Genomic DNA, 26793 nt, shown 5'->3' with positions numbered 1-26793 from the left:
TCAATCGTGCTGCCTAACACTTAATCAGTAGCCGGCATTCGCGCGGTTGAGTTAGGCATCTTCGAATTTCCGGTTGACCTAATGTCCAGGCCTTACTAGCAGCGGCGGATGAACAGACACGCCTTCGCTCTCGCCATCCTGGCGATGATCGTCATCGTCACGTCGTCGAATTGGTTGGTCCAGCACCCCATTAATGACTGGTTGACGTGGGGGGCTTTGACCTATCCGGTGAGTTTTCTCGTCACAGATTTGACGACTCGTTTGCTGGGGCCGGAACGTGCCAGATATTGCGTCTATGTGGGCTTCTCACTGGCGGTAGCATTGTCGTGGTGGCTGGCGACGCCCCGTATAGCGCTGGCTTCCGGCACTGCGTTCTTGGTAGGCCAGCTTTTCGACATTTTCGTGTTTCAGCGTCTGCGCAGAGGCTCATGGTGGCGTGCGCCGCTTATGAGTTCAATCAGCGGCTCCATCATGGATACCATTCTTTTCTGGAGCATCGCCTTCGCCGGTACGGGGATTCCCTTGCTTTCCCTTGCCTTGGGCGATCTCTCCGTCAAGCTCCTTCTCGCTATCATTTTCCTGGCGCCGTTTCGTGTCGTATTGGGTCTTGCGATGCAGGGACGTGCGGCGGCTGTTAATTGAGTCGACGCCGACCTGTTAGTTAGCGGACCAGCAGTGGCCGCAGATCTATTGGTTGTTTACGGTCACCAGTTCTCCGACCCTCATCCAGGGCTGGATGCATCTAACGTTTCCCGCTTGCCATCGTCATCCCATATGCCTCTTCTCGCCGCTCTTTCCATGTTCGTTTGAAACGTCCTCGTCTCGATCCTGACGCTCGAAGATATTTCGTTGAGGACGGGCGAAGTCCTGTCCGTAGCCGGCATGTTCAATAACGCGCTGCAACGGACGACCAATCGTCTATGCTGCGTGATTTGAGTGGCACAAAGGGACCAAATAATAGAATCCTTCCAGATCCGCCCTGGACAAATTTGCCCAAACATTAAATGTTAGTCGAAGCAAACCTTGCTGAGGCGTTTATGGACATATTGGAGCGGATGGCGAACAGAGAAGGGGGCGCACAGCCTAGCGTCAGGCTCCGGCAGAACGCCTCATTCTTTCATCGGTTGCTGGGCTTTATCGGTCCGGGTTTTCTCGTCGCCGTAGGGTATATGGATCCCGGAAACTGGGCGACGGCATTGGCCGGCGGCTCTGCATTTGGTTATCAACTTCTCTCTGCGGCGCTCGTGTCTAGCCTCATGGCCATGCTGCTACAGGCACTGGCCGCAAGGCTTGGCATCGTTGCCGACGCCGATCTTGCGCAGCTCTGCCGCCGTCATTGCCCGCGTCCGATCAACTTGGCGCTTTGGGCGCTTGCCGAAATTGCCATCATCGCAACGGATCTGGCCGAGTTGATTGGTACGGCGGTTGCACTCCAGTTGCTGTTTCGAATCCCGCTGCTTATGGGCGTTCTACTCACAGCGCTGGATGCGCTCCTGATACTCTGGCTGCAAAACAAAGGCGTCAGAGTGCTCGAAGCCTTCGTCATTGCCCTCATCTCGTTGATCACCGCCTGCTTCGCGATCGAAATAGCCCTATCCGATCCGGACTGGGGCAGCCTCCTTGCAGGTTATCTCCCGACAGCGGCAATCGTGCGGCAGCCTGAAATGCTCTATCTGGCGATAGGCATCGTCGGTGCTACGGTAATGCCGCATAATCTCTATCTGCATGCCGCGATCGTGCGCTGGCGCAGGCTAGGGGATGGGGATGCGGCTGTGCGGGAGACGATCCGTTTCGCGACGATCGATTCAACGGCTGCGTTGATCCTGGCATTGTTGATCAATTCGGCCATTCTCGTTCTGGCCGCCGCAGCTTTCCATGCGATTGACCGAACCGACATCGCTGAGATCCAGGACGCCTATCTGCTTCTAGCGCCCGTCCTGGGCGTCGGCATTGCCTCGATTCTCTTTGGAGTTGCTCTTTTGGCCTCCGGCATCAGCTCGACGGTGACGGCCACGCTAGCAGGCCAGATCGTCATGGAAGGCTTCTTGAATTTCAAGGTGGCACCGTGGCTTCGACGCTTGGTGACAAGATTGATCGCTATCGTTCCGGCCGTAATAGTCACGTGGCTTTGGGGGGAGCGGGGTACTGCGGACCTGCTGGTTTTCTCGCAGGTCGTCTTGTCGCTGCAATTGCCCTTTGCCGTGGTCCCGCTCCTCCTTTTCGTCGGCTCACGCCACGTCATGCGCAATTTTCGAGCGCCGGCGTGGATGTTGACTTTGGGCTGGGCTTCGGCCGCGATCGTCATCGCGATCAACATCAAGCTCCTGTTCGATTTTTCCTTCGCATGAGCGGTGCCGGTGCTAGAGCGTTACGCGGACGTCGATTTCGCCCTGCCGCTTGAGGAGGGAGACGGTTACCTCCTCGTCGTGCCGGCGCAGCAGAAGATCGACGCTGGCATCGCCTAGCGTCAGGTTGCTGATCTTAACTTCGTTCAGGAAACTTGGGAGTTGGGGGCGGATCAGGCGAATGACACGCCGCTCTGGATCGAATTGCAAGCCGAGACATGCCTCGAGCAAGGCAAAGGGCGCTGCCGCAGCCCAGGCCTGCGGGGCACAGGCAACCGGATAGGCTACGGGCCCGCGCCGTGCCTGCCGATGGAAGCCGCAGAACAGTTCCGGCAGCCGGCGTTGATCCACGTAGATAGACGCTTCGAAGATCGCCGTGAGAACGCTCATCGCTTCGCGCCTCAGCCCATATCGAGAAAAGCCCAGGGCGATGAGCGCATTGTCGTGCGGCCAGATCGAGCCGTTGTGGTAGCTCATCGGGTTGAAGCGGGGTTCGCCCTGCGCGATCGTGCGGACGCCCCATCCGGAGAACATTGACGGACTAAGGAGTCGCTCGGCCACTCTGCGGGCCCGCTCCGGCGTTGCCAGTCCGGCAAAAAGTGCGTGCCCTGCGTTGGAAGAGATAGCGGGCAGTGGCCGCTTCTCGCCGTCGAGGGCCATCGCATAGCAGCCTGTTTCCTCAAGCCAGAAGGCCGCGTTTACTCGCTCGGCCAGATGGCTGGCTTCGTGCTTGAGGCGGGCTGACTGCGCGTCGAAGCCGAGTGCTTGAGCAAGGGCGGAAGCCGCATGCTTGGCAGCAAACACGTAGGCTTGCACCTCGATCAGCGCGATCGGCCCTTCCGCGAGGTTGCCGTCGCGGTCAAAGACCGAGTCATAGGAATCTTTCCACCCCTGGTTGACAAGGCCTTTGTCGTTGCGTCGGCCGTATTCGACGAAGCCATCACCATCCCGATCGCCCTGCTCATCCATCCACGTGAGGGCGGCCTCAATGTTCGGCCAGATCTGGCGAATGGTGAGGAGATCGCCCGTTCGCTGGTAATACATGCCGGCGAGGACGACGAAGAGTGGCGTGCTGTCGATCGACCCATAATAGCGGCGGAAGGGTACCTCTCCTAATCGCGCCATCTCACCATCACGAAGCTCGTGCAGGATCTTGCCTGGCTCGGCATCAGCCTCGAGATCGAAGCTGGTCGCCTGTTCCCGGGCGAGAAAACGCAGTACACCGCAGGCGATCTGTGGATCGATGCTCAACGTCTCCATGGCGGCTATTAGCCCGTCGCGCCCAAATACGGTCGAGAACCAGGGAACGCCGGCGTAGGGGTAAGGGCCGACGCTCGTTTGGGTCAGCAGCATGTAAATGTCGGCCGTCGACCGACATAGCAATTCATTGAAAAGGTCGTTCGAGGTCCGGATTGTGGCAATCCGGGCCGTCGCGGTACGCAACTCCCGGCGCGCGTCGCGGATGACGTCGAAGAATGTCCGATTGCTCCAAGACGTCTGCCGGGCAATTTCTTCACGCGCTATCCGCTGACCGCCATCAAGCTTGATGCGAGTGAATAGGCTGATCTGCCCATGCGATTTCACCGCCATCTGAAATGTAGCGTGATCGGCCGATAAATGGGCCGGTATCTGGTCGAACTCGATGCGCGTGGTACGCCTCACGCCATCGACGCCCAAATAGCCAAAGAGGGCGGCTCGATCGCCGTCGACGGCGCTCGTGATCTCTCCGCGCCTGGGTCGCACCGCACCACGGATCTCGAAGAGATCGGCGAAATCCGAGCCGTAACGGACCGACAACTCGAATTGCGCGTCGCGATCACCGAAATTGCGAATCGCCAACCGCTCGTGATAGGCGCCATCATATAGGAAGATAGTACGCGAGATATGCAGCGTGTCCTTCGGCAAGACGAGGACGTCGCCGTCGAAGAGGTCGGCACTCGTGAGGTCGACCGCGAGCGAGGCGTTATCGTCACGCGCTGTGGAACTCAGGAGGAGCGGGCGAAACCCTCCGACCGTGAGCTGCCAGCGCGACAAATGGCGAGTGTCGCCAAAGAACAGGCCTTCCGGCGTCGTGGGGCCGGCGAAAACGTCGCCGTTGGCATCGAAGAGTGCGAAACAGTCACCGTGCTTCAGCGTTCGAGGCCTGCGTTCCTGCAACGACGACGTCGCGGCGATAAAGAAGGCCGGCGTGTTGCTGCCTAACTCCTCGTTGACGTCTTGAACAACCATGTTCATCCCGTCCGGCCAGATAGTGGAGAAGGTCGCGTTCAAATCCCGTCTAGGGCGAACGCTGTTTATGCGCTAGTGGCGAAGAACGGCTTTTTCCGATCACGTCCGTGACGAGCGGGCCGATAGCTGCTCGTCACGATGCGGGTGGTCGGTCTTGATCAGCGCCATCGCGCATGATTGATGTCCCAAGTCGACGCTCGACGTCGCGGGCGTCGTAGGCGTTGATATCGTCCGCCGGTTTCGCGCCTTTGCGGACTAGGATGGTCGCATACGCCGTATAGCTCGTGATTGGACGGGTTGTCGACGTTGTGAACTCCGGGCCGACGAATGGGCCTCTGTAGGGATAAGCGCCATAGTAGCCACCGGGAAAACCATCATTGAGGGTCTGATAGATGGTTGAGGGCGTGGTCTCGCGTTCGCCCATCTCGAACCAGTCATTCCCGCTCTGTAGCGTCAATTCTGCCGCTCGATAGAGAAGATAGTTCTCCACGCGTTCCTTAGGCGTCTGAGCGTTGCCGGCGAAGCTGATCCTGTAGCGTCCCGTCTCAAGCTCGCGCTCGGCGTACCCCTCGCCCTGCGTGGCCGCCTGATAAGGAGTCGGATGCGTGCATGCAGCCAGGAACGACACGGCCACGATCGATGGCATCCACCGCGACAACGACATCAGCCACCATCCTTTTTGACGAGTTGGGCGTCCCGCGGTGAATTTGGCGCTCTGGGCCTCAGATATCCAGATTGACGACGCGTAGCGCATTTTCCTGAATGAACTCACGGCGCGGATCGACGACTTCGCCCATCAACGTCGTAAAGATCGATTCGGCTTCGCCCACATGGTCAACCTTTACCTGCAGGAGGCTGCGCTTGGTGGGGTCAAGCGTTGTCTCCCATAGCTGCTCCGGATTCATTTCGCCCAGGCCCTTGTATCGTTGAATCCCGAGCCCACGCCGACCTTGTTCGAGAATCGTGTCGACCAGTCCCGCCGGCCCATACACTGCTCGCTCTTGCTCGCGCCGGACCAGCGTGCCCGGGCGGAGAAACACGTTAGCCACCTTGGCCGTCGCATCGGCAAGGCGACGAGCCTCGGGCGCTCTGAGGACACTTTCGTCGAGCCGATGGCGTTCCCGTCGGTCGCCGTGCTGTTTTTGGAAAACGAGGACGCCCTGATCGTCGCGAAATGCCGTCCAGCCGCCTTTGCCTGCAAGGCTGAGGCGTTGGGCAACGAGTTGCGCTAGACGAAGCGCTTCGGCTTCGTCGACGAGAGCTTGTTCATTGAGCCCGTTTTCCAGCGCGATGGCCTCGGTCAGCTCGATCGGCAGTTTTCGCGCGAAGCTCGTCAGCAAGTGGCGAATTTGCCGAGCTGCAGTGATAAGCTCGACAAGTTCATCGCCCTTGATCTCGCTGCCATCTTCAAGACGTAACGACGTGTCGTCCAGGCCGTCCTCAATGAGGTAGGCCTCGAGTGCCGAGTCGTCCTTAAGATAGCGCTCCTTGCTTCCCCGTTTGACGCGATAAAGCGGCGGCTGAGCAATGAAGAGATGTCCTTGCTCGATGACCTCCGGCAGATGACGATAAAAGAAGGTCAGGAGCAGGGTACGGATATGCGAGCCGTCGACATCGGCATCCGTCATGATGACGATGCTGTGATAGCGCAGCTTGCCGATGTCGAACTCGTCTCGGATGCCGGTGCCCAGCGCCGTGATCAGCGTGCCAATCTCCTGATTGCCGAGGACACGGTCGACGCGGGAGCGTTCGACGTTCAAGATTTTGCCACGCAAAGGCAAAATGGCCTGGTAGGAACGGTCGCGGCCCTGCTTGGCGGAGCCGCCGGCACTGTCTCCCTCAACGATGAAGAGTTCTGACTTGGCTGGATCGCGCTCCTGGCAGTCCGCAAGCTTGCCCGGCAGGTTGGCGATGTCGAGCGCACCTTTGCGCCGCGTCAGCTCGCGAGCTTTTCTCGCCGCCTCGCGTGCGGTCGCGGCCTCGACGACCTTCCCCATGATGGCCTTTGCCTCGACCGGGTGCTCGCCCAGCCATCGCTCCAGCGCTTCGGAAACCGCACCGGAGACGATGGGCGTTATCTCCGAGGATACGAGCTTGTCCTTGGTTTGAGAGCTGAACTTAGGGTCGGGCATCTTGACGGAGAGAACGCAGGTCAGCCCCTCGCGCATATCGTCGCCGGTCAATTGGACCTTGTCACGCTTGATCACGCCGGAGGCCTCGGCGTAGGCGTTAATCGAGCGCGTGAGAGCCTGACGGAAACCCGTCAGATGCGTGCCGCCGTCCCGCTGAGGGATGTTGTTGGTGAAGCAGAGCATCGTCTCGTGGTAACCATCGTTCCACGCCATGGCGACCTCGACGGTGATCGCCTCGCGCTCCGACTTGATGACGACGGGTACGTGCAATGTGGTGCGCGATCTGTCGAGCCAGACCACGAACGCCTCAATTCCGCCTTCATAGAAGAAGACCTCTTCCTTGGGCGTTTCGCCGCGAAGATCCTTTAGGATTACCCGCGCGCCGGTATTGAGAAATGCCAATTCGCGCAGCCGATGCTCAAGAATGGCATAGGAGAAGGAGAGTTTGCGAGGATCGTCCTTGGCGAATACCTCCTGCGACGGCATGAACGTGATCTCCGTGCCGCGTCGGCTCGCGTCGGGCCCGACCTCCTCCAGTGGTGCCACGGGGATGCCGCCGTTTTTGAAGCGCATCGCGTAGAGGTTGCCATCGCGCCAAACCCTTAGGGTCAGCCAGTCCGACAGTGCGTTGACGACCGAGACACCGACGCCATGCAGGCCACCGGAGACCTTGTAGGAATTCTGGTTGAATTTTCCGCCGGCGTGGAGGACGGTCATGATGACTTCGGCGGCTGAAACGCCCTGGCCCTCGTGAATGTCGACTGGGATACCTCGTCCGTCATCCGCGACGGTGCATGAGCCGTCTGGGTTGAGCGTTACCTCGACCCGTGTCGCGTGGCCGGCCAGGGCCTCGTCGATCGCGTTGTCGACGACCTCGAAGACCATGTGGTGCAGGCCTGAGCCGTCATCGGTGTCGCCGATATACATGCCAGGACGCTTACGGACGGCTTCTAGTCCCTCGAGAACCTGGATCGAGGATGCGGTGTAGCTGTCGCTTGAGGATTCAGTCTGTTCGCTCATCGTCGTATCAGTACCGCATCTTGCACATGGAAAAATTGGGCCGCGCCTTTAAGGGGCGCGAAGTTCGGCTCGTCGGTACCCGTCAACCAAGTCTGGGCGCCTAGAGCCACGAGATAATCGAAGAGCTGGATACGCCGCCGTTCATCGAGGTGAGCGACAACTTCGTCCAGTAGAATGATCGGCAATTGACCCTGGCGATCAGCACGCAGTCGGGCCTCGGCCAGCACGATGCCGAGCAGCAATGATTTCTGCCGTCCGGTCGAACAGGCGGTCGCCTCACGTCCACTTTCGGCGTCGATCACTCGAAGATCACTGCGATGCGGTCCATGCGAGGTGCCGCCCTGTAGGCTGTCAGCCTGTCGCGCGTCTGCCAGTTGTTCTATCAGCAGCGCCTCAGCTCTGACAGCCGGCATCGACTCCAGCATCGCGTCGACGCCACCTTCAAGGGCCAAATGGGCGGCCGGAAAGGGTGACATTGGGGCGGAATCGCCCGAGGGCGCGCCAGCAAGCACGCCATCTAGTGCCTGAACGAGTTCGCGTCTCGCGGCCGCTATGGCAATTCCCTCTTCGGCCAAGCGCTGTTCGATGGCCCGAAGCCAATGGGGATCAGGCCTCGCCTGCCTTAGAAGAAGAACGCGCTCGCGCAAGGTGCGTTCATAGCTTGCGACGCGCCGCGCGTGGCCATTATCAATGGCGAGGACCAAGCGGTCGAGAAAGCGGCGTCGGGCCGCGGGCGAATCCATGAAAAGGCGATCCTGGGCCGGGGTTAGCCAAGTTGCCCCCATGAACGCCGCAAGTTCACTCTGCGAGCGCGTAGCCACGCCTTCGATCTCGATCAATCGCCGCTCGCTGTCGCTGCGTCGCCCGGTGGTCACTCCAACAAGCTCCTTGCCGGAAGCGATGGTTGCAGTGACTGCCCATGTGTGCCCCCCCTCGCGCGTGAGCTCGCTTAAGCTGGCGCGGCGAATGCCTCGTCCTGGCGCTAAGAGTGAAATTGCCTCCAGGAGATTCGTTTTTCCCGCGCCATTGTCGCCGGTCAGGATGATCGGGCGAGAGTCCGTCTCGATATCAAGGCGTCGATAGTTGCGAAAGTCGCGCAGCCGCATTTGCCGTATGGCAATCGGCGAGGAACGGTTCGCTTGAATGCCCGGCTGGGTCAAGTCGGCTCTATTTACAGCAAATGTCGCCATCAAACCCGCATGGGCATGAGAACGTAGAGCGCGCCGCTGTCGGCAGGGTCTCTGACGACCGTCGGCGCGGCGGCGTTAGCCATCTCGATGCGGACCTCGCCGCCGTCAATCTGCGACATCATGTCGAGAATATAGCGGGCATTAAAGCCGATCTCGAGGGCGCCGTCAGGATACTCGGCGTCCAGTTCTTCGACGGCCCGACCGGCGTCGGCGCTAACAGCCGAGATCGTGATCTTGCCAGTATCGAACGCAAGTTTGACGGCCCGAGCCTTTTCGGTCGAGATTGTGGCAACCCGATCCACCGCTTCGGCGAAGACCTTGGCTGGGAGTGAGGCCACGCGCTCATTGCTCATGGGAATGACACGCTCGTAATCTGGGAACGTACCATCAATGAGGCGCGAGACGAGCATATCCGGGCCGCAGCCGAACTGGATCCGGGCGCTTGACACGGCAACCTGGACGGGGACATCCCCCGCAGTTTCGATCAGCTTGCGAATCTCGCCCACGGTCTTTCGCGGTACGATGATGGGCGGCATGTTCTCTGCGCCCGGCGGCAGCGGAACCTCGACTCGGCTGAGGCGATGGCCGTCGGTCGCCACGCCCCGCAACGTCCCAGTGGGTCCGCTGCCTGCAGCATGCATATGGATGCCGTTCAAGTAATAGCGTGTCTCCTCCGTCGAGATCGCGAAACGAGTCTTGTCGATCAGGCGCGCCAAATCGGCGGGCAGGATCTCGAAGCGAACGTCGAGCTCTTCCAGGGACATTGCCGGGAACTCGTCGGCGGCAAGGCAGGGAAGATGGAACACCGACCGGCCGGCTTCGACCGTCATCTCCGTACTGCCCGCGGCCTGCTCCAGGGTGATTGCTGCTTCGCCAGGAAATTTTCGTACGATGTCGAAGAATGTGTGAGCCGAGACAGTTGTTACGCCAGGATCGATCACGTCCGCCTTTTCATTGGCCATCAGCGTAAGATCGAGATCGGTGGCCGTCAGCGCCAGGTTTTCGTCGCGCGCCTCCAGCTTGACATTGCTCAAGATCGGGATGGTGGTCCGCCGCTCAACGACATTCTGGATATGGGAGAGCGACCGCAACAGCGCCGCACGCTCGATCGTGATCTTCATCGTAGGTCAAAGGCTCCGGCGACAGAAAAAGACCCGGCGGCCAGAACCGTCGGGCCAGCATCCTAGCAGCTTTTTATGTGCTGACGCACCCCTTTGAGCGTACCCTTTTAGCTCGGCCCGCCTCGAGTAGCTCAGGCCTGAAGCCGGCGCTTGAGCAGTTCCACGTCCTCGGCTAGCGCCTTGTCCTCGACGACCAGACGTTCGATCTGGCGAACAGCGTGCATGACCGTCGTATGATCCCGGCCGCCGAATCTCTTGCCGATTTCTGGCAGCGACCTCGGGGTCAACAATTTTGAGAGATACATCGCCACCTGACGCGGCCGAGCCACAGCGCGGCTTCGCCGGCTGGAGGTCATGTCGGTCAGCTTCAGGCCATAATGGTCGACGACCGATTTTTGTATCTCGTCGATTGTTACTCGGCGGTCGGCAGCGCGCAGAACATCCTTGAGGATCTCCGAGGCCATCTCGATCGAAACCACGCGCTCGGTCAGGCTGGCCTGATGGACGATCCGGTTGAGCGCGCCTTCGAGCTCGCGGACGTTCGAGGTGATCCGGTGCGCCAGGAACTCGATAACCCGAAGCGGTACGTCGAGCCGCATCTGTTCGGCCTTGGACTGCAGGATCCCAAGGCGCAGTTCGTAGGTGGTGGGATGAATATCTGCAACAAGGCCCCAGGACAGCCGCGAACGGATCCGTTCTTCCAATCCCGAAAGATCGGAAGGGCTGCGATCAGCTGAAATCACGATCTGCTTGCCGCGATCAACGAGGGCATTGAAGGTATGGAAAAATTCCTCTTGCGTGCTTTCCTTGCCCGAGATGAATTGCACATCATCGACCATTAGCATGTCGACGGAGCGGAACAACTCCTTGAAGCCGATGGTGTTCTGCTCGCGCAGCGCGCGAACGAACTGATACATAAACTTCTCTGCCGACAGATAGACGATCTTACGCTGCGGGTCGCGCTGGCGTACGCGCCAGGCGATCGCATGCATGAGATGAGTCTTGCCGAGGCCAACGCCGCCATGAAGGAAAAGCGGGTTGAATGACGGCTTGGGCGAGGAAGCGACTCGTTCGGCCGCGGCGACCGCGAACTCATTGGGCTTGCCGACGATGAAGCGCTCAAATGTAAAACGAGGGTCGAGGCGGCCCGAAAGGTCGCCCAGCGGCAGTTCGGCCACCTCGCTCTGCGTCGTGGGCGCTTCCCGCATTCCGGCGTCGGGCCGAACGCCATAGCCTTGACTGAATGAGTCCTCATCGACCGGCGGTTCTGTAGGGCTCGCAGCAAACGCCGTAGATCGGCGTTCATCTAATGAGGGTCGCGCGCCTCTTTCGCCAAGCGGCGGCGACGGAGCTTCGTTTCTTGCTGCGCCGACATCCGGGCGAACGTGGAGTGTTACCGATCGCACCGCAGGATTTATGGCGGCCCAGGCCGAGCGTATGCGGTCGCCGTAATGACGGCCGACGAAATCACGTATGAAGTGCGTCGGAACGCCGACGAGAACGCGTTCGCCTTCCTGGCCGATAACGTCGAGCCGCTTCAGCATACCCGACGACACATCGCCAAATTCGCTCCGCAGGACGGCCAGCACGTCGCGCCACTGATCAACAAGATCGCTGGACCGGTCGGACATCGGCTCCCTTACGACGGCGCGGGCGGTGGCATAAGCCATCTCGATCTTTGGCCTTCCGGCCATGGTCCCCCTCAGGCGGCCAAGGTTTGCATAAAGAGGCGCGGGCTTTCCATCGAAAAACCATCACGCCAACATAAGAAAGTGCGTTTGACGCACTCATGATTGAAAGAAGCGTGGAACGTGCTCTGCTTCCCCGTCATGTGGCAAATGACCATCAGCCAAGCGGCAAGCAAAGTATCCGATCGGATGGAAGCAGCTTGCACAAATTCTCATCAAGTAATCGCCACCGCTGGAAACGGCTCGGAGGGCCTTGATGCGACGATGTCGAATGTTACGAACTGCGGTCGGAGCTTGCAAGAGGATCGAAAGGAGAACGCGCGATTCTTGAAAATATGTCAAATACAAATAAAAATGCCTTGCAGCTTACAGGCCGCAAGGCACTTTTTTAATACCGCAGCAGCGGCATGCTACAGACCCATCCGGATAAACCGGACGGGCGCTGAAATCAGACTGCGGGCTGGGCGAGGGCCTTCACGCTGCGCGACAGGCGCGAGATCTTGCGTGACACAGTATTTAGATGCAGCACGCCTTGGCCAACGCCCCGACGCAGCAAAGGTTCCGCTGCGGCGAACGCCTCGCGGGCGCTGTCGTAATTACCGCCGGCAACAGCTTCCTCCACCTTGCGGACGGAAGAGCGGATACGGCTGACATGCATCCGATTGATGGCCGCGCGCTTCACGCTCTGCCGAGCACGCTTCCTTGCAGAAGGTGTGTTTGCCAAAATATGTTCTCCAGAGGTCGAGCGCGCCCCTATAAGTGTTGCGCGGGTGACCGTCAATCCGTAACTGCGCGTCCTCCGAGAATCAGCCGTCGCCTAGCTGATGGAGCAACCGGTGACGCGAAGTTCTTCATCGTCCATGATTGAAGGACGGTTTACGCTTTTCCAAAAAGGCTGTCATCCCCTCACGTTGTTCGGGGCTGGCAAAGGTGGCGTAGAAGGCGCGTCGCTCGAACCGAAGCCCTTCCGCTAAGCTCGTCTCGAAAGCCACGTTCGTGGCCTCCTTGGCCATCTGCACGGCGGCTCTTGGCTTGGCCGCAATGGCCTGGCCGATCTGCATCGCCGTGGCCAGGAGATCCGCAAAGGGTACGACGCGAGCGACGAGGCCACATCGCTCCGCTTCCTGGGCACCCATGAAGCGGCCGGTAAGGATCATATCCATTGCCTTGGCCTTGCCGACGGCGCGTGGCAGGCGCTGCGACCCACCGGCTCCAGGCAGGATCCCCAGATTAACCTCCGGCTGGCCAAATTTGGCATTCTCTGCGGCGATCAGGATGTCGCACATGAGGGCAAGTTCGCAGCCGCCCCCGAGCGCAAAGCCTGCGACGGCGGCAATCAATGGTTTTCTATGCGAAGCTATTGCGGCCCAGCGACCGATGAAATCGCTTTCATAGGCCGAGGCAAAATCATGGTCGACCATCTCTTTGACGTCAGCGCCGGCGGCGAATGCCCGCTCAGAGCCGGTGATGATCGTGGCCGCGACGTTGGGATCGGCATCGAAGCGGGTGAGGGCGTCCTCAAGTTCGCTGATGAGTTGCGCATTGAGGGCATTCAACGTTGCTGGCCGATTGAGCGTGACCAGCCCCACCTCGTGGGTTGTCTCGACCAGGATCGTCTCGTAGGTCATCGGCCAATCCCCTCGTTGGGCCGCAATTTAGAAGAGCTGCCCGATTTTCTGTCAACGCTGGCAGGCAGCGCAGAAATAGGTGGCGCGGCCACCCTGGACGGTGCGGGAGATCGGATCGCCGCACACGACGCAGGGATTGCCTTCACGATCATATACTTGAAAGAAGCGCTGAAAGTTGCCGAGCTCGCCATTGGCCTGGACATAATCACGCAGCGATGAGCCGCCGGCGTCGATGGCACGCCTCAGCACTGACTGGATGGCTTCGGCCAGACGTGTGGCGTGGCGCATGGAAAGTTCACCAGCCGGGCGAGTGGGAGCTATCCTGGCCTCGAAGAGGGCCTCGCTAGCATAGATGTTGCCCACGCCAACCACCCTTCTCTGGTCCATGATGGCCGTCTTGATCGCGCTGCGCGATCGGCCCAGCAGGCCTTTGAGACACCGCCCCGTGAAATGAGCGCCCAAGGGCTCTTCTCCGAGATGCCGGAGCCACCGATGTTCAGACAGTTCGGAGGGCCGGCTGATGTCAAGCATGCCAAATCGCCGTGGGTCAATAAAGCGAAGCATGGTGTCGTCGTCGAACTCGAATGTCACATGCTCGTGCAAGGCGCCGGCCGGTCCATCGAAGACCAGGCGACCGGACATGCCCAGATGAAGCAGAAGGACGTGCTCCTCGCCCATGTGAACGAGAATGTATTTGGCGCGTCGGTCGAGGGAAGTGACGGTCAGCCCCGCGACTTGATCGGCTAGGCCTGGGGGAATGGGAAAGCGGAGGTCCGGCCTGTGCAACCGCAGGCGCAAGAGCCGGCGGCCGATGAGACGCAGTCGCATCGCCCGCATGACCGTTTCAACCTCGGGAAGTTCGGGCACTTTTTCCCCTGCGGTTAGAGAATCCTGGTTCACGTCGCGGGCAAGTCGATATCGGGGAGGGCCAAGGCTTGCCACCCCTCGGCCACCACCGTTATCGAGCACACAGGTGGATGCCGTCCGCGCCATGCCGGACGCTCGAAGATCCGCGCTGCCGGGCTATCTGCATGAGCCGGGCAGGCCGGGCAAGAGGAAAGGGGCGATCTTGAGTGAGCCAGGACAGGAGCGAGGTGAGGGGCGGCAACCTGCGGCGGGCAGCGGCGCGCCAGCGTCTGCAGCGGAGGATTTAGCCGCTTCGTTCGGTTACCGCAAAGTCGATCCTCAGGCCAAAGCGACCATGGTGCGCGCTGTTTTCGACAGTGTCGCCGAGCGCTATGATCTCATGAACGATCTGATGAGCGGTGGCATTCACCGCCTTTGGAAGGCAGCGCTCATCGACTGGTTGGCGCCGCGGCCCGGCCGCCACTATCTCGATGTGGCGGGGGGGACCGGCGACATCGCCATGCGCATTTTGGATCGGCAGCCGCTCGTTGGTCGGGTCACGCTGATCGACATCAACTATCAGATGCTGCGGGTAGGTCGTGGGAAGGCCATCAATAAAGGCAGGCTTGCCAATCTTGACTGGGTGACCGGGGACGCGATGGCCCTGCCGCTCCCAGGCAACGCCGTCGACGCCTACACGATCGCTTTCGGTATGCGCAACGTAACCCACATCGAGCGGGCATTGGCTGAAGCACATCGTGTCCTTCGCCCCGGCGGCAGGTTTCTCTGTCTGGAGTTCAGCCGGGTCTTCCTGCCGGTACTCGACAAGCTTTATGACCGTTATTCATTCAACGTGCTGCCGCTCCTTGGTCGAATCGTCGCGCAGGATGCCGAGAGTTACCGCTACCTCGCGGAAAGCATTCGCAGATTTCCCGATCAGGCCACTTATCTGGGGTTGGTTCGCGCCGCAGGGTTTCGCAACGTGACCTATCGAAACGTCTCGGGTGGGATCGCGGCAATTCATTCGGGCTGGAAGATCTAGATCATGGCGATCAGGCGGCGCGTGATCTCGTGGCGCAAGTCCGCCGCATGAAGCATCCCTTGCGTCATGTCAGCCGGTTTTTGAAAATCGGTTTCATTTTGGCCCGCTACGATGCGCTTTTCGTGTTCGAATTGGTTCCGCAACTCGAACCATTCGTGCGATTAGCCCGACCAATCACCAACAAGGCCGCCGCGGGGCGGCCGGGCGAGCGGCTTGCCAAGGCGCTCCAGGAACTGGGCCCCGCCTTTATCAAGCTCGGCCAAAGCCTGGCAACGCGTGCCGATCTTGTCGGTGAGACGATGGCCCGGGATTTGGCCCTCTTGCAGGACCGGCTCCCGTCCTTTCCTGCCGCCGAGGCCAGAGCCACGGTCGAGCGACAACTGGGCAAGCCGATCGAGGCGCTGTTTGCGGTCTTCGAGGATGAGCCTGTCGCGGCCGCCTCGATTGCACAGGTGCATCGAGCGGTCACGATGGAGGGTGACCTGGTCGCCGTAAAGATCCTTCGACCCGGCATAGAGCGTCGGATCGAGCACGATCTCGATTTCTTTGTCTGGCTGGCTAACTGGGCCGAGCGTCTGCATGCGCCCTTGCGCCGTCTTCGCCTGATCGAGACAGTCGGACTTTTTGCACGGGCGACACGTGCCGAGATGGATCTCCGGTTGGAAGCGTCTGCCGCTTCGGAATTTGCGCTGAACAATGCCGATGACGAGGCCTTCGGTGTGCCTGCGGTCGACTGGGAGCGAACGGCTAAGCGCGTTGTCACCTTTGAATGGGTCGATGGCGTGCGGCCTGACGAGACGATGGCTCTAGACGCCGCCGGTCTCGATCGTACCGCCATTCTTGAGAACGCCAGCCGGGTTTTCTTCAACCAGGTATTTCGCGACGGTTTCTTCCATGCCGATATGCATCCTGGAAACATGCGAATCGACCCCTCGACGGGTCGAATCATCGCCCTCGATTTCGGCATCATGGGCAGGATCGATATGGAGATGCGGCGCGATCTGGCCCTCGTTCTGCTCGGTTTCCTCACGCGGGACTATGCCAAGGTCGCCGATGTTTTCTTTCGCGCGGGCTATGTGCCTGTGGATCAGGACAAATCGGCCTTTACTCAAGCACTACGTGCGGTCGGCGAGCCCATTTTGGGCCTCCCGCTCGAGAAGATCTCCTTTGCCCGGCTCCTGGGACAGCTGCTTGCGACCGCAGCAACTTTCGAGATGACGACCGAACCCCAGCTGCTTCTACTGCAGAAGACGATGGTGGTCGCCGAGGGCGTCGGCCGTGCTCTCAATCCCCGGATCAATATGTGGCAAGTGGCCCAGCCTCTGGTCGAGGAATGGATGCGGCGCCATCTTGGTCCTGCGGCGACGGTCAAGCGCAACGTCGCTGAATGGGCGACACTCTTTGAGCGCATCCCTCGCCTTGTGGCCCGGCTTGAGGCGGACGTGCAGCAGACTCGCGTGCTCGTTCGCGATCTGAATCCGCGACACCATTTCTATTGGTTCGTGATCGTGCTCGTCGCGTTCACGATCGGTCTTGCCATCGGTTGGCGTTGAACGACAATAAAGGCTCCGTAAATCGCGGAGCGAGCTTCGAGGTTGGCTGGCCATGCAGGGGCGACGCATCCTTCTTGTCATCGGCGGCGGTATTGCTGCTTATAAATGCCTGGAGCTGATCCGGCGTGGTCGGGAGCGCGGGCTGGCGTTCCATTGCGTCATGACGGCCGCTGCAAAGCATTTCGTTACTCCGCTCAGTGTGGCCGCGCTGGCCGGCGATCGGATCTATGATGACCTTTTCTCGCTGACAGACGAAGCGGAAATGGGGCATATTCGATTATCGCGGGAAGCCGACCTCGTTGTCGTCGCTCCGGCGACGGCCGATTTAATGGCCAAGCTCGCCGGCGGTCATGGCGACGATCTGGCATCGACCCTCCTTCTGGCAGCTGACAAGCCGGTGCTGCTTGCACCGGCGATGAATCCCCAGATGTGGGCAAAGGCCGCGACGCGCAGGAATGCCTCGCAACTGGCGCAAGATGGATGCCAGTTCGTCGGACCCGATAGCGGGGATATGGCATGTGGTGAGGTCGGCTCGGGTCGTATGGCAGAGGCTGCGACCATTTTAGATGCCATAGAGAAGATTCTAGACGGAGCAAATCGATCGCAGCCTTTAGTCGGCATGCGCGCGCTCGTCACCGGTGGGCCGACCCACGAGCCGATCGATCCGGTTCGCTTTTTAGCCAATCGTTCCTCAGGACGGCAGAGTTATGCAATCGCCGCTGCGCTGGCCGAGGCCGGCGCAGCGGTGACGCTGGTCAGTGGTCCGGTTGCGCTCTCGCCGCCCGCTGGCGTTGAGCGCATCGGTGTCACGACGGCTGTCGAAATGCTGGCAGCCTGCGAGGCCGCGTTGCCGGTCGACATTGCCATCTGCGCTGCTGCTGTGGGCGATTGGCGGCCGCTGCATGTGGACGCGATGAAGATCAAAAAGGTGGCAGGCAAAACGATGTCGATCGAGCTTGCGGAAAATCCCGACATATTGGCGTCGCTGAGCCGGCACCCGCAGTCCAGGCCGCGTCTGGTGGTCGGGTTCGCCGCCGAAACCGGTGATCCGCTGCGTGAAGCTATGGCGAAGCTCGAGCGCAAGGGATGCGATTGGATCGTGGCCAACGATGTGTCGCCGAACCAAGGCGTGTTCGGCGGCTTGAATAACACCGTTACCCTGTTGCGCCGTGATCGACCGCCTGAGGCTTGGCCTACCGCCGAGAAGACGAGTGTGGCAAAGCGGCTGGTGGCCGAGATCGCGCTCGACCTTGTCGGGGAGGATTTCTGATGGTCGAGCCAGCGTCCTTGCTTCGCGTTACCGTCGAGCGGCTGCCGCATGCGTCGGATTTGCCCTTGCCGGCCTATGCTACCATGGATGCCGCTGGCCTCGATCTCATGGCGGCTATTCCGGAAGACGAGCCTTTGCACCTGGCGCCGCGTCAATGGCAGGCGGTGCCGACCGGGCTGCGTATAGCGCTTCCCTCCGGTTATGAGGCGCAGGTCCGTCCACGCTCGGGGCTGGCGATGCGCCATGGCATCACCGTTTTGAATGCGCCCGGCACTATCGATGCTGATTATCGTGGCGAGATCAAGGTGTTGTTGATCAATTTGGGTGAGGAGCCCGTCTCTCTCGTACGCGGCGAGCGGATAGCGCAAATGGTCGTCGCACCGGTGGCACGATTGGCGTGGAGCGAAGAACAAATCGATGTGCAGGGCACCGCGCGCGGCGTCGGCGGTTTTGGCTCGACGGGACGTCAGGGGTGAACTGCTGGCGCAACGAAAGGGTAGGGGATGTTGCGGCTCACCAAGAAATTGGCGCTGGCCGTCGAGGCCGTGGTTGATATCGGTTGTCATGGTGGCAATGAGCCTGTGCAAAGTCAGGACATCGCGATGCGTCTGGGGTTGCCCAAACGCTATCTGGAACAGGTGATGCAGCAATTGGTCCGCGCGGGAATCCTTAAAGGCGTGCGCGGGCCTAGAGGCGGGTATCGCCTTGCGAGGGAACAACGGCGTATATCGATAGGTGACGTCTTTCGCGTGATCCGGAAAAACGAGATCGAGGAAGAGACTTCGCTCGGCTCGGAGAGCGAGCTAGGCAGTCGCGTCATGGCTCCGTTTTGGATGCAGCTGGAAGAAGACTTCGTTCGGCGCTTGGATGATACGACTGTGGAAGAGCTATGCCGTACCGCCGCTGACAAGGGCGTGCGATTTCAGCGAGAAGCGGCGCCCGATTTTGCGATCTGAACCATCGATTGACCGGGGCGTAGCCGCTTCTAGAGCAGCTAGAGCTGCCCGCCAGCGGAGTTTTTGCAAGCCTTTGCACGCTAGGGTAAGTATGACGACGCCTGTCCCATCGTCTGTGTCCACGGCCTGACTCGCAACAGCCGAGATTTCGATAGTCTCGCTACAGTATTGGCCGGTCGCGGCGGAACAGTCTTTGTGCAGGGCATGGCCGGCCGAGGTCGCAGCGGTTGGCATAGCTCCCCGCACGAGTATGCGATCGAGACTTTTCTGATCAACGTTCAGGGATGCCTGGCGTTACCGGGCCGTCAGCGCATCGGTTGGATCGGCACGTCGATGGGCAGGCTGATGGGGATGGCATTGGCCGTAGTCCGGCCTGAAGCTGTCCGTTCGCCGGTCCTCAACGATATCGGTTTATTCTTCTGGCGGCGCCTCTTACACAGATTGCCCTTTGTCGGCGAGGATCCGGTCTTTACCGATGTTCGCGCCGTCGAAACTCACCTCTGTCGGGTCTATGTGGGCTTCGGTGCGCTCAGTGAATGGAAATGGCAACATCTGGCACGTCATAGCATTCGTCACGACCAGAACGCACAGCTCCGGCTGTACGATGATCCGGCGATCGGGCAAGAGTTCAAGTCGATCGAAGGGGTTATCGACCTTTGATCGCTCTGGCGGGACCTAAGTTGCCTCGCTTTCTGCTTCGCGGCGCTTAAAAGGACCTTGTTGCTCCCTGGCACTTTCGCCACTTGCCAGAAAGACCCTTTGACCGACGGAGCAGCATTCAGTGATGGCTGTCATTCACCAGCCCTCATGCACCCCGATCAGGTCGCCACTTGGCACGAGCGTTTAAGCAGCATTAATACTTAGAGAGAGGCTCGTAACCCATGTTCATCGCAATGAACCGTTTCAAGATCATGCCCGGCGAGGAAGGGGCGTTCGAGGAGGTCTGGCGCACCCGTGAATCGCACCTTGAATCGGTGCCGGGCTTTAAGACCTTTCATCTGCTTCGGGGCGCGAAGACAGATGAATACACGCTCTATGCTTCGCACTCGGTATGGGCATCGCGCCAAGCTTTCGAAGATTGGACAAAATCGGAAGCTTTTCGGATGGCCCACCGAAGTGCCGGTGACCGCAAGCCACTCTATCTTGGCCATCCGCAGCTCGAAACCTTCGAAAGCGTCAATCTTTGCTGACACCGACAATGGCTAGCCGCGCAGCCATCGAGCAATGTCCGAAGCGGCATAAGTAATGATGGCATCGGCGCCGGCGCGTTTAATGGCGGTTATGCTCTCGAGCATGGCGGCATCGCCGTCTATCCAGCCGCGCTCGGCCGCTGCCTTGACCATCGCGTACTCGCCACTCACGTGATAGGCAATCGTCGGCAAGCCGAAGCTGGTTTTGACTGTCTGAATGATGTCGAGATAGGGAAGGGCTGGTTTGACCATGACCATGTCCGCCCCTTCGGCAATGTCGAGCGCCGTCTCGCGCAAGGCTTCGACGATATTGGCGGGGTCCATCTGATAGGTTTTCTTGTCGGCCTTGCCGAGTGCGCTGCTGGAGCCGATGGCGTCCCTAAACGGCCCATAGAAGCCCGAGGCGTACTTGGCTGCATAGGAAAGGATCATTGTCTGGCTGAGACCTTCCGCGTCCAATGCGGCGCGAATGATGCCAATCCGCCCGTCCATCATGTCGGAAGGTGCGATGACATCACAGCCAGCTGCGGCCTGTGCCACGGCCTGTAACTTGAGCGATTCGAGCGTCAAATCGTTGACGATCTGACCATCGATCAGAACGCCGTCCTGGCCATGACTTGTGTAGGGGTCCAGCGCGACGTCGCCAACGATACCCAGATCCGGGACAGTACGCTTGAGTGCGCGACAGGCCCGGCAGACGAGGTTGTCCTGGTTCCAGGCTTCGCTGCCATCGGGCGTCTTGCGCTCCTGAGGAGTCATGGGGAAGAGCGCTATGGCTGGAATGCCGAGTTCCCGGATGCGCTTGCACTCCTCGACGAGAAGGTCGACCGAAAGCCGTGCCATACCGGGGAGGGAGGGAATCGGCTCTCGCCTGTTCTCGCCGTCGGTGACGAACATGCCCTGGATGAGATCGGATGGCACAAGGCTCGTCTCGCGCACCATGTCGCGCGACCAGCGATGCTGGCGAAGGCGACGGAGGCGCGTATGAGGAAAAGGCGGCTGGGTGGCGAGAAAGCTCGGGATCGTCATAAGGACTGTTGCCCCGGTTGCTGAGGAGACGATCGCGTTGACCTATACCTTCCAGGTTAGAGCGACAATCGTCTAACCTTGAAGGGCAGGGTCTCGCATTCGTCGAAGCCCGCTTCGGCCGCATTGGGGCCAGGGAGAACCCATGAGCGACTATGTGCGTGTCAAACGAAACGGCTCTGCGGGCATCATCCAACTGGATCGGCCTAGCGCGCTAAATGCTCTGGATCACGAAATGGTACGGGCCATCTCGGATCAGTTGGAGGGGTGGCGGGACGACCCCCTGGTCGCCTGCATCATCCTTAAAGGCACGCCCGGCCGTGCCTTTTGCGCGGGCGGCGATGTTCGGGCCGTCATCATGAAGTGCAATGCCCAGGGACCGGCCGCAGCTGCGTCCTTCTTCCACGACGAGTACCGACTGAATGCGCAGATCGCTCGTTTTCCCAAGCCGGTGGTTTCCTTCATGGACGGCATCACCATGGGCGGCGGCTGTGGTCTTGCAGTGCATGGGAGCTATAGAATCGCTACCGAGAACACGGTGTTGGCCATGCCGGAAGCGATGATCGGCTTTTTCCCCGATGTCGGGGCGGGCTATTTCCTCTCCCGCTCTCCTCCGGGTGTGGGCGCCTACATGGCCCTTACAGGCGCACGGTTGAATGCCGAGGAGGCCGTCTTTGCGGGCCTTGCGACACATCGACTGGCGGCGGCTTCACTTCTCGAGCTCGAGACAGCCATCGCCGACTTGCCCGCCGAAGGTCAACGCCTGAAAATCAGACTTCGCGACCTCATCGGTTCGCGCGTGCGGCCCTGCTCATCGTCTGAAAATTCACTTGGCGAACGCGCCTCGACAATCGCTGACCTATTCGGGCAGCCCTCCTTGCAAAATCTGCTCGATAAGCTGGAACGAGCCGGGGAAGTACCGTGGTTGGCAGAAGCTCTAGCTTTAATTCGCGAGCGATCTCCGCTTTCCTGCCGTCTAGCCTGGTCGCTGCTGCAGCGGGGGGCCGAGCTTGATCTCGAGAGCGATCTTTGTCTCGAATACCGTATGGCCTGCCGCAGCCTTGAGGTAGGCGATTTTGCGGAGGGCGTGCGAGCGCTGCTGATCGATAAGGATAAACAACCTCACTGGCAGCACCCGTCGATAGAGCGGGTGAATGATGCCGAAGTCGAGGCGTTCTTTCAGCCGTTCAAGAACACAGAGGACGAATTGGTTTTGATGTAGCTTTGACAAGAATAAGCAGATTGCATCCCCCATGCATGAGCCTTCTCACGGCTGGATATGATTTCTTAGACGATGGACTTGTTGTCCCGTCGAGGGTGCGCCGTGCCACATGCGCAATATAAACGTGAAATTTTCTGGCCCGCCGAAGAAGTTAACGCTTGCGGCCTCTTAACTTTCTGCTCTTAAGGTTGATATGGTGTTGGCGACTGCATGGTGGGCGTGGCTGGCCGTTTCGAGGAAGAAGTGAAAGAAAAGTACCTTCAGACTACCCGATTGATCGAACGACTTCATCGTCGCTTTCTCGATGTCATCAAGACCGAGCTCGATCGACTCGGAGTGGAGGACATCAACAATGTTCAGACCTTGATCCTGTTCAATATCAATGAGGATCAATTAACGGTCGGCGAACTGACGGCGCGCGGTTATTATCTCGGCTCGAACGTGTCGTATAACGTCAAGAAGCTCGTGGAGAATGGCTATCTCCTCCAGGAGCGGTCCTCGCATGATCGGCGCATGACCCGCGTCAAGCTCGCGCAAAAAGGTCTCGATCTGACTTTGCGCATCGATCAACTGTATGCGCGTAATGCGCAGGAGTTGGAGGGGCGATTCTCGGCCGAGAACCTAGAAAGCGTCAACAAAGTCCTGCAAGGACTTGAGCGCTACTGGAGCAATTTGGTCAGCTATACGCCCTGACTTGCCTGCGTGAATTGTGCCTCGGCTAAGAAAGACAGCTAGTTTTTCTTAGAAGTTGGCATGGCGTTGAGCTCCTCGAGCTGTCGTTGCAGCAATTCGAGCTTTGCCCTCAGATCGTTCATCTCACCCTCGCTAGCCCTGGTCCCGTCGGTTTTAGAGGCAGGCCGCGCTTGCTCGTCTGACGGGGAGCCGGGCGCCATGGGCTGAAACATGCTCGTCGCCTGGCGGAAAAGCGCTAGGTTCTGGCGTGTCATCTCCTCGAACTGGGCGAGGGGAAAGAAACGACCGAAGGTATCTTGCATATAACCCCGCATCTGTGTCTGATGCCGGGCGAAATTCTCCATCGACATTTCTAGATAGCGCGGCAAGAACGCATGTAGGCTGTCGTCGTAGAAGCCTATCAGTTGACGGAGAAACTTGATGGGGAGCAAATTGCGCCCCTTGCTGTCCTCTTCGAGGATGATCTGCGTAAGGACTGACCGGGTGATGTCGTCGTTGGATTTCGCGTCGTAGACAACGAATTCGTCGCCATTGCGGACCATGGATGCCAACTCGTCGAGCGTAACGTAGCTGCTGCTTGCCGTGTTGTAGAGTCGCCGGTTGGCGTACTTCTTGACAACGGCAACTTTCTCCGAGCCGGCCGCCTTCTCTTCGTCCTGGGACCTGTTGGTCGGCCCACCCTTGACGCTGCTCATCCTGATTCCTTTACCGACTGGCCATGCCGACTTGACGCGAAACATGGACGACGTTGAGGTTAAGACAATACAAGCGTCGAGCGGTGCCGACCAGAGGCGCGTTGGTCGCCTTGTCTAGGCGTCTGCCTGCTCCACGGCATCCACTATGGCGCGACTTATCTCATCTTCGTCGTCTTGCTCGTCCTCATCGGTACGCGGTGCGGCCTTGCCGGCCTGGATGTCGGCCTCCTCGGCGCTGCGGGCGACGTTGACGATAACCTTGACCTCGACCTCGGGATGGAGTGCCACGATCACGTCGTGAAGGCCGAGATTCTTGATCGGATGCTCGAGCCGGATCTGAGCGCGATCCAGGGCGATGCCGGTCTCCGTGAATGCTTCCGCGATGTCGCGGCTGCTGACCGAACCGTAAAGCTGCGCGCTCTCCGAAGCTTGACGCAGGATGACGACACTGCGGCCTTCAACGGAGCCGGCTAGTTTCGTCGCTTCATTCCTGGCCTCGATATTGCGAGCCTCAAGCTGCTGACGTCGTTCCTCGAAGCTCGCCTTGGTGCGCTCAGTAGCACGCAGCGCCTTGCCCTTGGGAATGAGGAAGTTACGGGCGTAGCCGTCGCGAACATTCACGATCTCGCCCATCTGGCCGAGCTTGGCTACGCGCTCGAGTAGAATAACTTGCATTTTCAGCCTCTTGGCTCACTTCAACGCGCCTGCGCGATCGCATGGCACGTGGAAGATCCTTGTTGATATCCAGCAGCGTGGGATCGCCCTTTTCGCTAGGCGCCTCCCACTCAATCGCAAAGGCGCGTGCTATTAGTGGGCGACGTAAGGCAAAAGGGCCAACTCGCGTGCGCGCTTGATGGCCTGGGCCAGTGCCCGCTGCTCCTTGGCGGTCACTGCGGTGATCCGTCGAGGGACGACCTTGCCACGCTCGGAGATGAAACGCTGAAGAAGTTTGATGTCTTTATAGTCGATCTTCGGCGCATCGGCATGGGCGAAGGGGCTCGACTTGCGACGCCGGAAAAAAGGGCGTCGAATGGTGATGTTCGGCGCGTCGCCACCACCATGGCGGTCGCCGCGGTCGCCCCGATCCCCACGGTCACGATTCGGACCGCGCCCGTCATAATTGCCCTGCTCGCTCATCGGTCGTCCTCGCGGAAACGGTCATTGCGGTCACTTCGCTCGCGGCGGGGCCCGCGATCGTCGTCACGGCGGGGCCCGCGATCGTCATCGCGACGGGGGCCACGATCATCCCGGCTGGCCTTCGCCTGCATGACGACGGACGGGCCTTCTTCCAACTCGTCGACCTTGACGGTGAGGTAACGAATCACGTCCTCATGGATGCGCTCATTACGCTCAAGCTCGGTGACCGCGGCAGCAGGCGCCTCGATGTTCAAATGCAGGTAATGACCCTTGCGGTTCTTTCTTACCCGGTAGGTTAGATTGCGGAGACCCCAATACTCGGTCTTGGTCACCGAACCGCCCTGCTCGGCGATAAGCTGCCCGAAGGTCTCAGCGAGCGTCTGTGCCTGCTGGCCCGAAAGATCGGGGCGGGCGATCAGCGTATGCTCGTAAAATGGCATCGCGTCCGTCATCTCCAATAGCGCGCCCCGAACCGGGCGCGTTGCCTTAACGACAAAAGTCTCACGACAGCGCCTCGAGGCCCGTCTATCGTGAAAGCACGAAAACAGGTGCGCCCAGCCACCCCGGAGCCTTGCCCAAGGTTGCCGCTCGCCCCTTATGTCCGCGGTAGTGCCACATCAGCCGCCATCGCCGATCTCAATTCGAATCGGTCTGCTGCGGCAGGTGCGTGAACCGGACGGCCCTTATACAGGATCGATGCCGATCCGCAAGAGTGCTTGACAGGCTCTGGGGAAACGTCCAGACGAGCGGTCCTGAGTTCGCCAACTGTCGTTAATCCTACGGCACGGTGCCTGACCATCAGCTTAATATAGATGGTCTTTCAGTTGAACGATTACCAATAGTTGACTCCGCCATGACGACGATTGCCGTATTCCCCGGTCAGGGGGCCCAGACCGTCGGCATGGGGCGCGCGCTCTACGAGGCCCTGCCGGTGGCGCGTGAGGTTTTCCAGGCCGTCGACGATGCGCTGGGCTTTTCTCTATCGAAAATTGCCTTCGACGGGCCGGCTGACACTCTGACTCTTACCGAGAATGCACAGCCCGCATTGATGGCTACCTCGCTTGCCGCCTTTCGAGCACTCGAACAGATTCTGGGAGCGCCACTCGGCACACGGATCGACTTCGTCGCCGGCCATTCGCTTGGTGAGTACTCGGCGCTCGTGGCGGCGGGCGCTCTCGATCTGGGGGCTGCGGCGCGGCTCCTGAGATTGCGCGGCCAGGCCATGCAGCGTGCCGTGCCTGCCGGCCAGGGCGCGATGGCCGCTGTCCTAGGCCTGCCGACGGACGAGGTTGAGGCTTTGGCACGATCGGCCGCCGCGCGAGGCGTCTGCGAGCTTGCGAACGATAATAGTGACGGGCAGGCGGTTCTGAGCGGCGATCGGGCCGCCGTCGAATACGCGGTCGACCTGGCAAAAAGCAAAGGTGCCCGCCGCGCGGTCCTTCTCGATGTAAGCGCTCCATTCCATTGCAGCTTGATGGCCGGAGCAGCGGATGAATTGGCGCCAGCTTTAAGAGCGGCGCAATTTTCGACGCCAGCCGTACCACTCATCGCCAACGTCACGGCGGCCCCGGCGCGCGATCCGGCCGTCCTGCCCGACCTTCTCGTTCGCCAGGTTACCGGCCGGGTCAGGTGGCGAGAGAGCATGGTGCGCATGCGGGAGGAACAAGTGTCTCTCCTGATCGAGTTCGGCGCGGGAAAGGTGCTGGGTGGCATGGCCAAGCGCGCGCTGCCGGATGCGAGGATTCTCTCGGTACAGACGCCAGACGACGTTGCCGTCGCGGCCGAGGCGCTGGCCCAGTTGGCAGCCTGA

General features: G+C 60.1%; 27 protein-coding genes. 13 read left to right on the top strand and 14 right to left on the bottom strand.

Translation table 11 applies throughout. The features are described 5' to 3' along the window. The first annotated feature begins 108 nt into the window (after positions 1-108). Positions 109-642, top strand: a complete 534-nt coding sequence (locus CFB17_RS05435) for a queuosine precursor transporter (protein WP_088560389.1) — start codon at positions 109-111, stop codon at positions 640-642. A 395-nt stretch (positions 643-1037) separates the two neighbouring features. Next, complete coding sequence (locus CFB17_RS05430) at positions 1038-2348, top strand: Nramp family divalent metal transporter (RefSeq protein WP_088560388.1); 1311 nt, start codon at positions 1038-1040, stop codon at positions 2346-2348. A gap of 12 nt (positions 2349-2360) precedes the next feature. Here CFB17_RS05430 and CFB17_RS05425 read toward each other — a convergent pair whose 3' ends face one another. The 6 genes from CFB17_RS05425 to dnaA form a co-directional block, all read right to left on the bottom strand. Further along, the gene (locus tag CFB17_RS05425; RefSeq protein WP_088560387.1) at positions 2361-4580 is read right to left on the bottom strand and encodes an amylo-alpha-1,6-glucosidase; all 2220 of its coding nucleotides are present in this window, start codon (positions 4578-4580) and stop codon (positions 2361-2363) included. A gap of 127 nt (positions 4581-4707) precedes the next feature. Continuing rightward, the gene (locus CFB17_RS05420) at positions 4708-5238 is read right to left on the bottom strand and encodes a CC0125/CC1285 family lipoprotein (protein WP_207761947.1); all 531 of its coding nucleotides are present in this window, start codon (positions 5236-5238) and stop codon (positions 4708-4710) included. A 58-nt stretch (positions 5239-5296) separates the two neighbouring features. Then, complete coding sequence (gyrB, locus tag CFB17_RS05415; protein ID WP_088560386.1) at positions 5297-7726, bottom strand: DNA topoisomerase (ATP-hydrolyzing) subunit B; 2430 nt, start codon at positions 7724-7726, stop codon at positions 5297-5299. Then, positions 7723-8832, bottom strand: a complete 1110-nt coding sequence (gene recF, locus CFB17_RS05410) for a DNA replication/repair protein RecF (RefSeq protein ID WP_243389766.1) — start codon at positions 8830-8832, stop codon at positions 7723-7725. Before recF ends, gyrB begins: the two co-directional genes overlap by 4 nt. A gap of 83 nt (positions 8833-8915) precedes the next feature. Continuing rightward, positions 8916-10037 carry a DNA polymerase III subunit beta gene (gene dnaN, locus CFB17_RS05405; protein ID WP_088560384.1) on the bottom strand — a complete coding sequence of 374 codons (1122 nt, stop codon included), beginning with the start codon at positions 10035-10037 and terminating at the stop codon, positions 8916-8918. A gap of 131 nt (positions 10038-10168) precedes the next feature. Next, a complete protein-coding gene (dnaA, locus tag CFB17_RS05400) occupies positions 10169-11581 on the bottom strand; it encodes a chromosomal replication initiator protein DnaA (protein ID WP_243389765.1) in 1413 nt (470 codons plus the stop codon). Between dnaA and CFB17_RS19575 the strand changes: the two genes are divergently transcribed. Further along, positions 11489-11830 carry a hypothetical protein gene (locus CFB17_RS19575; RefSeq protein ID WP_243389773.1) on the top strand — a complete coding sequence of 114 codons (342 nt, stop codon included), beginning with the start codon at positions 11489-11491 and terminating at the stop codon, positions 11828-11830. The two genes, dnaA and CFB17_RS19575, sit on opposite strands and share 93 nt — an antisense overlap. 343 nt (positions 11831-12173) lie before the next feature. Here CFB17_RS19575 and rpsT read toward each other — a convergent pair whose 3' ends face one another. From rpsT to mutM, 3 genes are all read right to left on the bottom strand, one after another. Continuing rightward, positions 12174-12449, bottom strand: a complete 276-nt coding sequence (rpsT, locus tag CFB17_RS05395) for a 30S ribosomal protein S20 (RefSeq protein WP_088560383.1) — start codon at positions 12447-12449, stop codon at positions 12174-12176. A gap of 127 nt (positions 12450-12576) precedes the next feature. Beyond that, complete coding sequence (locus CFB17_RS05390; protein ID WP_088560382.1) at positions 12577-13353, bottom strand: enoyl-CoA hydratase; 777 nt, start codon at positions 13351-13353, stop codon at positions 12577-12579. Positions 13354-13404: 51 nt separating this feature from the next. Then, positions 13405-14220 carry a bifunctional DNA-formamidopyrimidine glycosylase/DNA-(apurinic or apyrimidinic site) lyase gene (gene mutM, locus CFB17_RS05385; RefSeq protein ID WP_088560381.1) on the bottom strand — a complete coding sequence of 272 codons (816 nt, stop codon included), beginning with the start codon at positions 14218-14220 and terminating at the stop codon, positions 13405-13407. Positions 14221-14422: 202 nt separating this feature from the next. On the opposite strand from mutM, the gene ubiE reads away from it, so the two are divergent. From ubiE to CFB17_RS05350, 7 genes are all read left to right on the top strand, one after another. Next, positions 14423-15241 (top strand): bifunctional demethylmenaquinone methyltransferase/2-methoxy-6-polyprenyl-1,4-benzoquinol methylase UbiE, encoded by an 819-nt coding sequence (ubiE, locus tag CFB17_RS05380; RefSeq protein WP_243389743.1) that lies wholly within the window; start codon positions 14423-14425, stop codon positions 15239-15241. A gap of 47 nt (positions 15242-15288) precedes the next feature. Further along, positions 15289-16794, top strand: coding sequence for a 2-polyprenylphenol 6-hydroxylase (ubiB, locus tag CFB17_RS05375; RefSeq protein ID WP_088560380.1), 1506 nt, complete (start codon positions 15289-15291; stop codon positions 16792-16794). Between the two features lie 52 nt (positions 16795-16846). Then, positions 16847-18064 carry a bifunctional phosphopantothenoylcysteine decarboxylase/phosphopantothenate--cysteine ligase CoaBC gene (gene coaBC / locus CFB17_RS05370; RefSeq protein WP_088560379.1) on the top strand — a complete coding sequence of 406 codons (1218 nt, stop codon included), beginning with the start codon at positions 16847-16849 and terminating at the stop codon, positions 18062-18064. Further along, a complete protein-coding gene (gene dut / locus CFB17_RS05365; RefSeq protein WP_088560378.1) occupies positions 18064-18540 on the top strand; it encodes a dUTP diphosphatase in 477 nt (158 codons plus the stop codon). Before coaBC ends, dut begins: the two co-directional genes overlap by 1 nt. Positions 18541-18567: 27 nt before the next feature. Further along, on the top strand, positions 18568-19020 hold the full coding sequence (locus CFB17_RS05360; RefSeq protein WP_088560377.1) for an RrF2 family transcriptional regulator: 453 nt from the start codon (positions 18568-18570) through the stop codon (positions 19018-19020). A gap of 108 nt (positions 19021-19128) precedes the next feature. Next, positions 19129-19680: an alpha/beta fold hydrolase gene (locus CFB17_RS05355; protein ID WP_407642384.1), complete on the top strand. Its 552-nt coding sequence runs from the start codon at positions 19129-19131 to the stop codon at positions 19678-19680. 221 nt (positions 19681-19901) lie between these two features. Continuing rightward, positions 19902-20210 carry an antibiotic biosynthesis monooxygenase family protein gene (locus CFB17_RS05350; RefSeq protein ID WP_088560375.1) on the top strand — a complete coding sequence of 103 codons (309 nt, stop codon included), beginning with the start codon at positions 19902-19904 and terminating at the stop codon, positions 20208-20210. Between the two features lie 12 nt (positions 20211-20222). Here the strand turns inward: CFB17_RS05350 and hemB are convergent, their stop codons facing one another. Beyond that, positions 20223-21239 (bottom strand): porphobilinogen synthase, encoded by a 1017-nt coding sequence (gene hemB, locus CFB17_RS05345; protein WP_088560374.1) that lies wholly within the window; start codon positions 21237-21239, stop codon positions 20223-20225. A 142-nt stretch (positions 21240-21381) separates the two neighbouring features. Between hemB and CFB17_RS05340 the strand changes: the two genes are divergently transcribed. Continuing rightward, positions 21382-22458 carry an enoyl-CoA hydratase/isomerase family protein gene (locus CFB17_RS05340; protein WP_088560373.1) on the top strand — a complete coding sequence of 359 codons (1077 nt, stop codon included), beginning with the start codon at positions 21382-21384 and terminating at the stop codon, positions 22456-22458. A gap of 210 nt (positions 22459-22668) precedes the next feature. After that, on the top strand, positions 22669-23151 hold the full coding sequence (locus CFB17_RS05335; RefSeq protein ID WP_165769440.1) for a MarR family winged helix-turn-helix transcriptional regulator: 483 nt from the start codon (positions 22669-22671) through the stop codon (positions 23149-23151). 38 nt (positions 23152-23189) lie between these two features. On the opposite strand, the gene phaR is transcribed toward CFB17_RS05335, so the two are convergent. The 4 genes from phaR to rpsF form a co-directional block, all read right to left on the bottom strand. Continuing rightward, positions 23190-23846 carry a polyhydroxyalkanoate synthesis repressor PhaR gene (gene phaR / locus CFB17_RS05330; protein WP_088560372.1) on the bottom strand — a complete coding sequence of 219 codons (657 nt, stop codon included), beginning with the start codon at positions 23844-23846 and terminating at the stop codon, positions 23190-23192. Positions 23847-23960: 114 nt separating this feature from the next. Continuing rightward, positions 23961-24521 (bottom strand): 50S ribosomal protein L9, encoded by a 561-nt coding sequence (gene rplI, locus CFB17_RS05325; protein WP_088560371.1) that lies wholly within the window; start codon positions 24519-24521, stop codon positions 23961-23963. A 132-nt stretch (positions 24522-24653) separates the two neighbouring features. Next, on the bottom strand, positions 24654-24884 hold the full coding sequence (rpsR, locus tag CFB17_RS05320; RefSeq protein ID WP_243389764.1) for a 30S ribosomal protein S18: 231 nt from the start codon (positions 24882-24884) through the stop codon (positions 24654-24656). A gap of 95 nt (positions 24885-24979) precedes the next feature. After that, on the bottom strand, positions 24980-25423 hold the full coding sequence (gene rpsF / locus CFB17_RS05315; RefSeq protein WP_088560369.1) for a 30S ribosomal protein S6: 444 nt from the start codon (positions 25421-25423) through the stop codon (positions 24980-24982). Positions 25424-25836: 413 nt separating this feature from the next. Between rpsF and fabD the strand changes: the two genes are divergently transcribed. Further along, positions 25837-26793 carry an ACP S-malonyltransferase gene (gene fabD, locus CFB17_RS05310; RefSeq protein ID WP_088560368.1) on the top strand — a complete coding sequence of 319 codons (957 nt, stop codon included), beginning with the start codon at positions 25837-25839 and terminating at the stop codon, positions 26791-26793.

Source organism: Arboricoccus pini, from assembly GCF_900187945.1.
In the GTDB taxonomy this organism is placed as follows: Bacteria; Pseudomonadota; Alphaproteobacteria; order Geminicoccales; family Geminicoccaceae; genus Arboricoccus; species Arboricoccus pini.
Note: the sequence above shows the minus strand (reverse complement) of the source record. Positions and strands in the feature narration are given on the sequence as shown.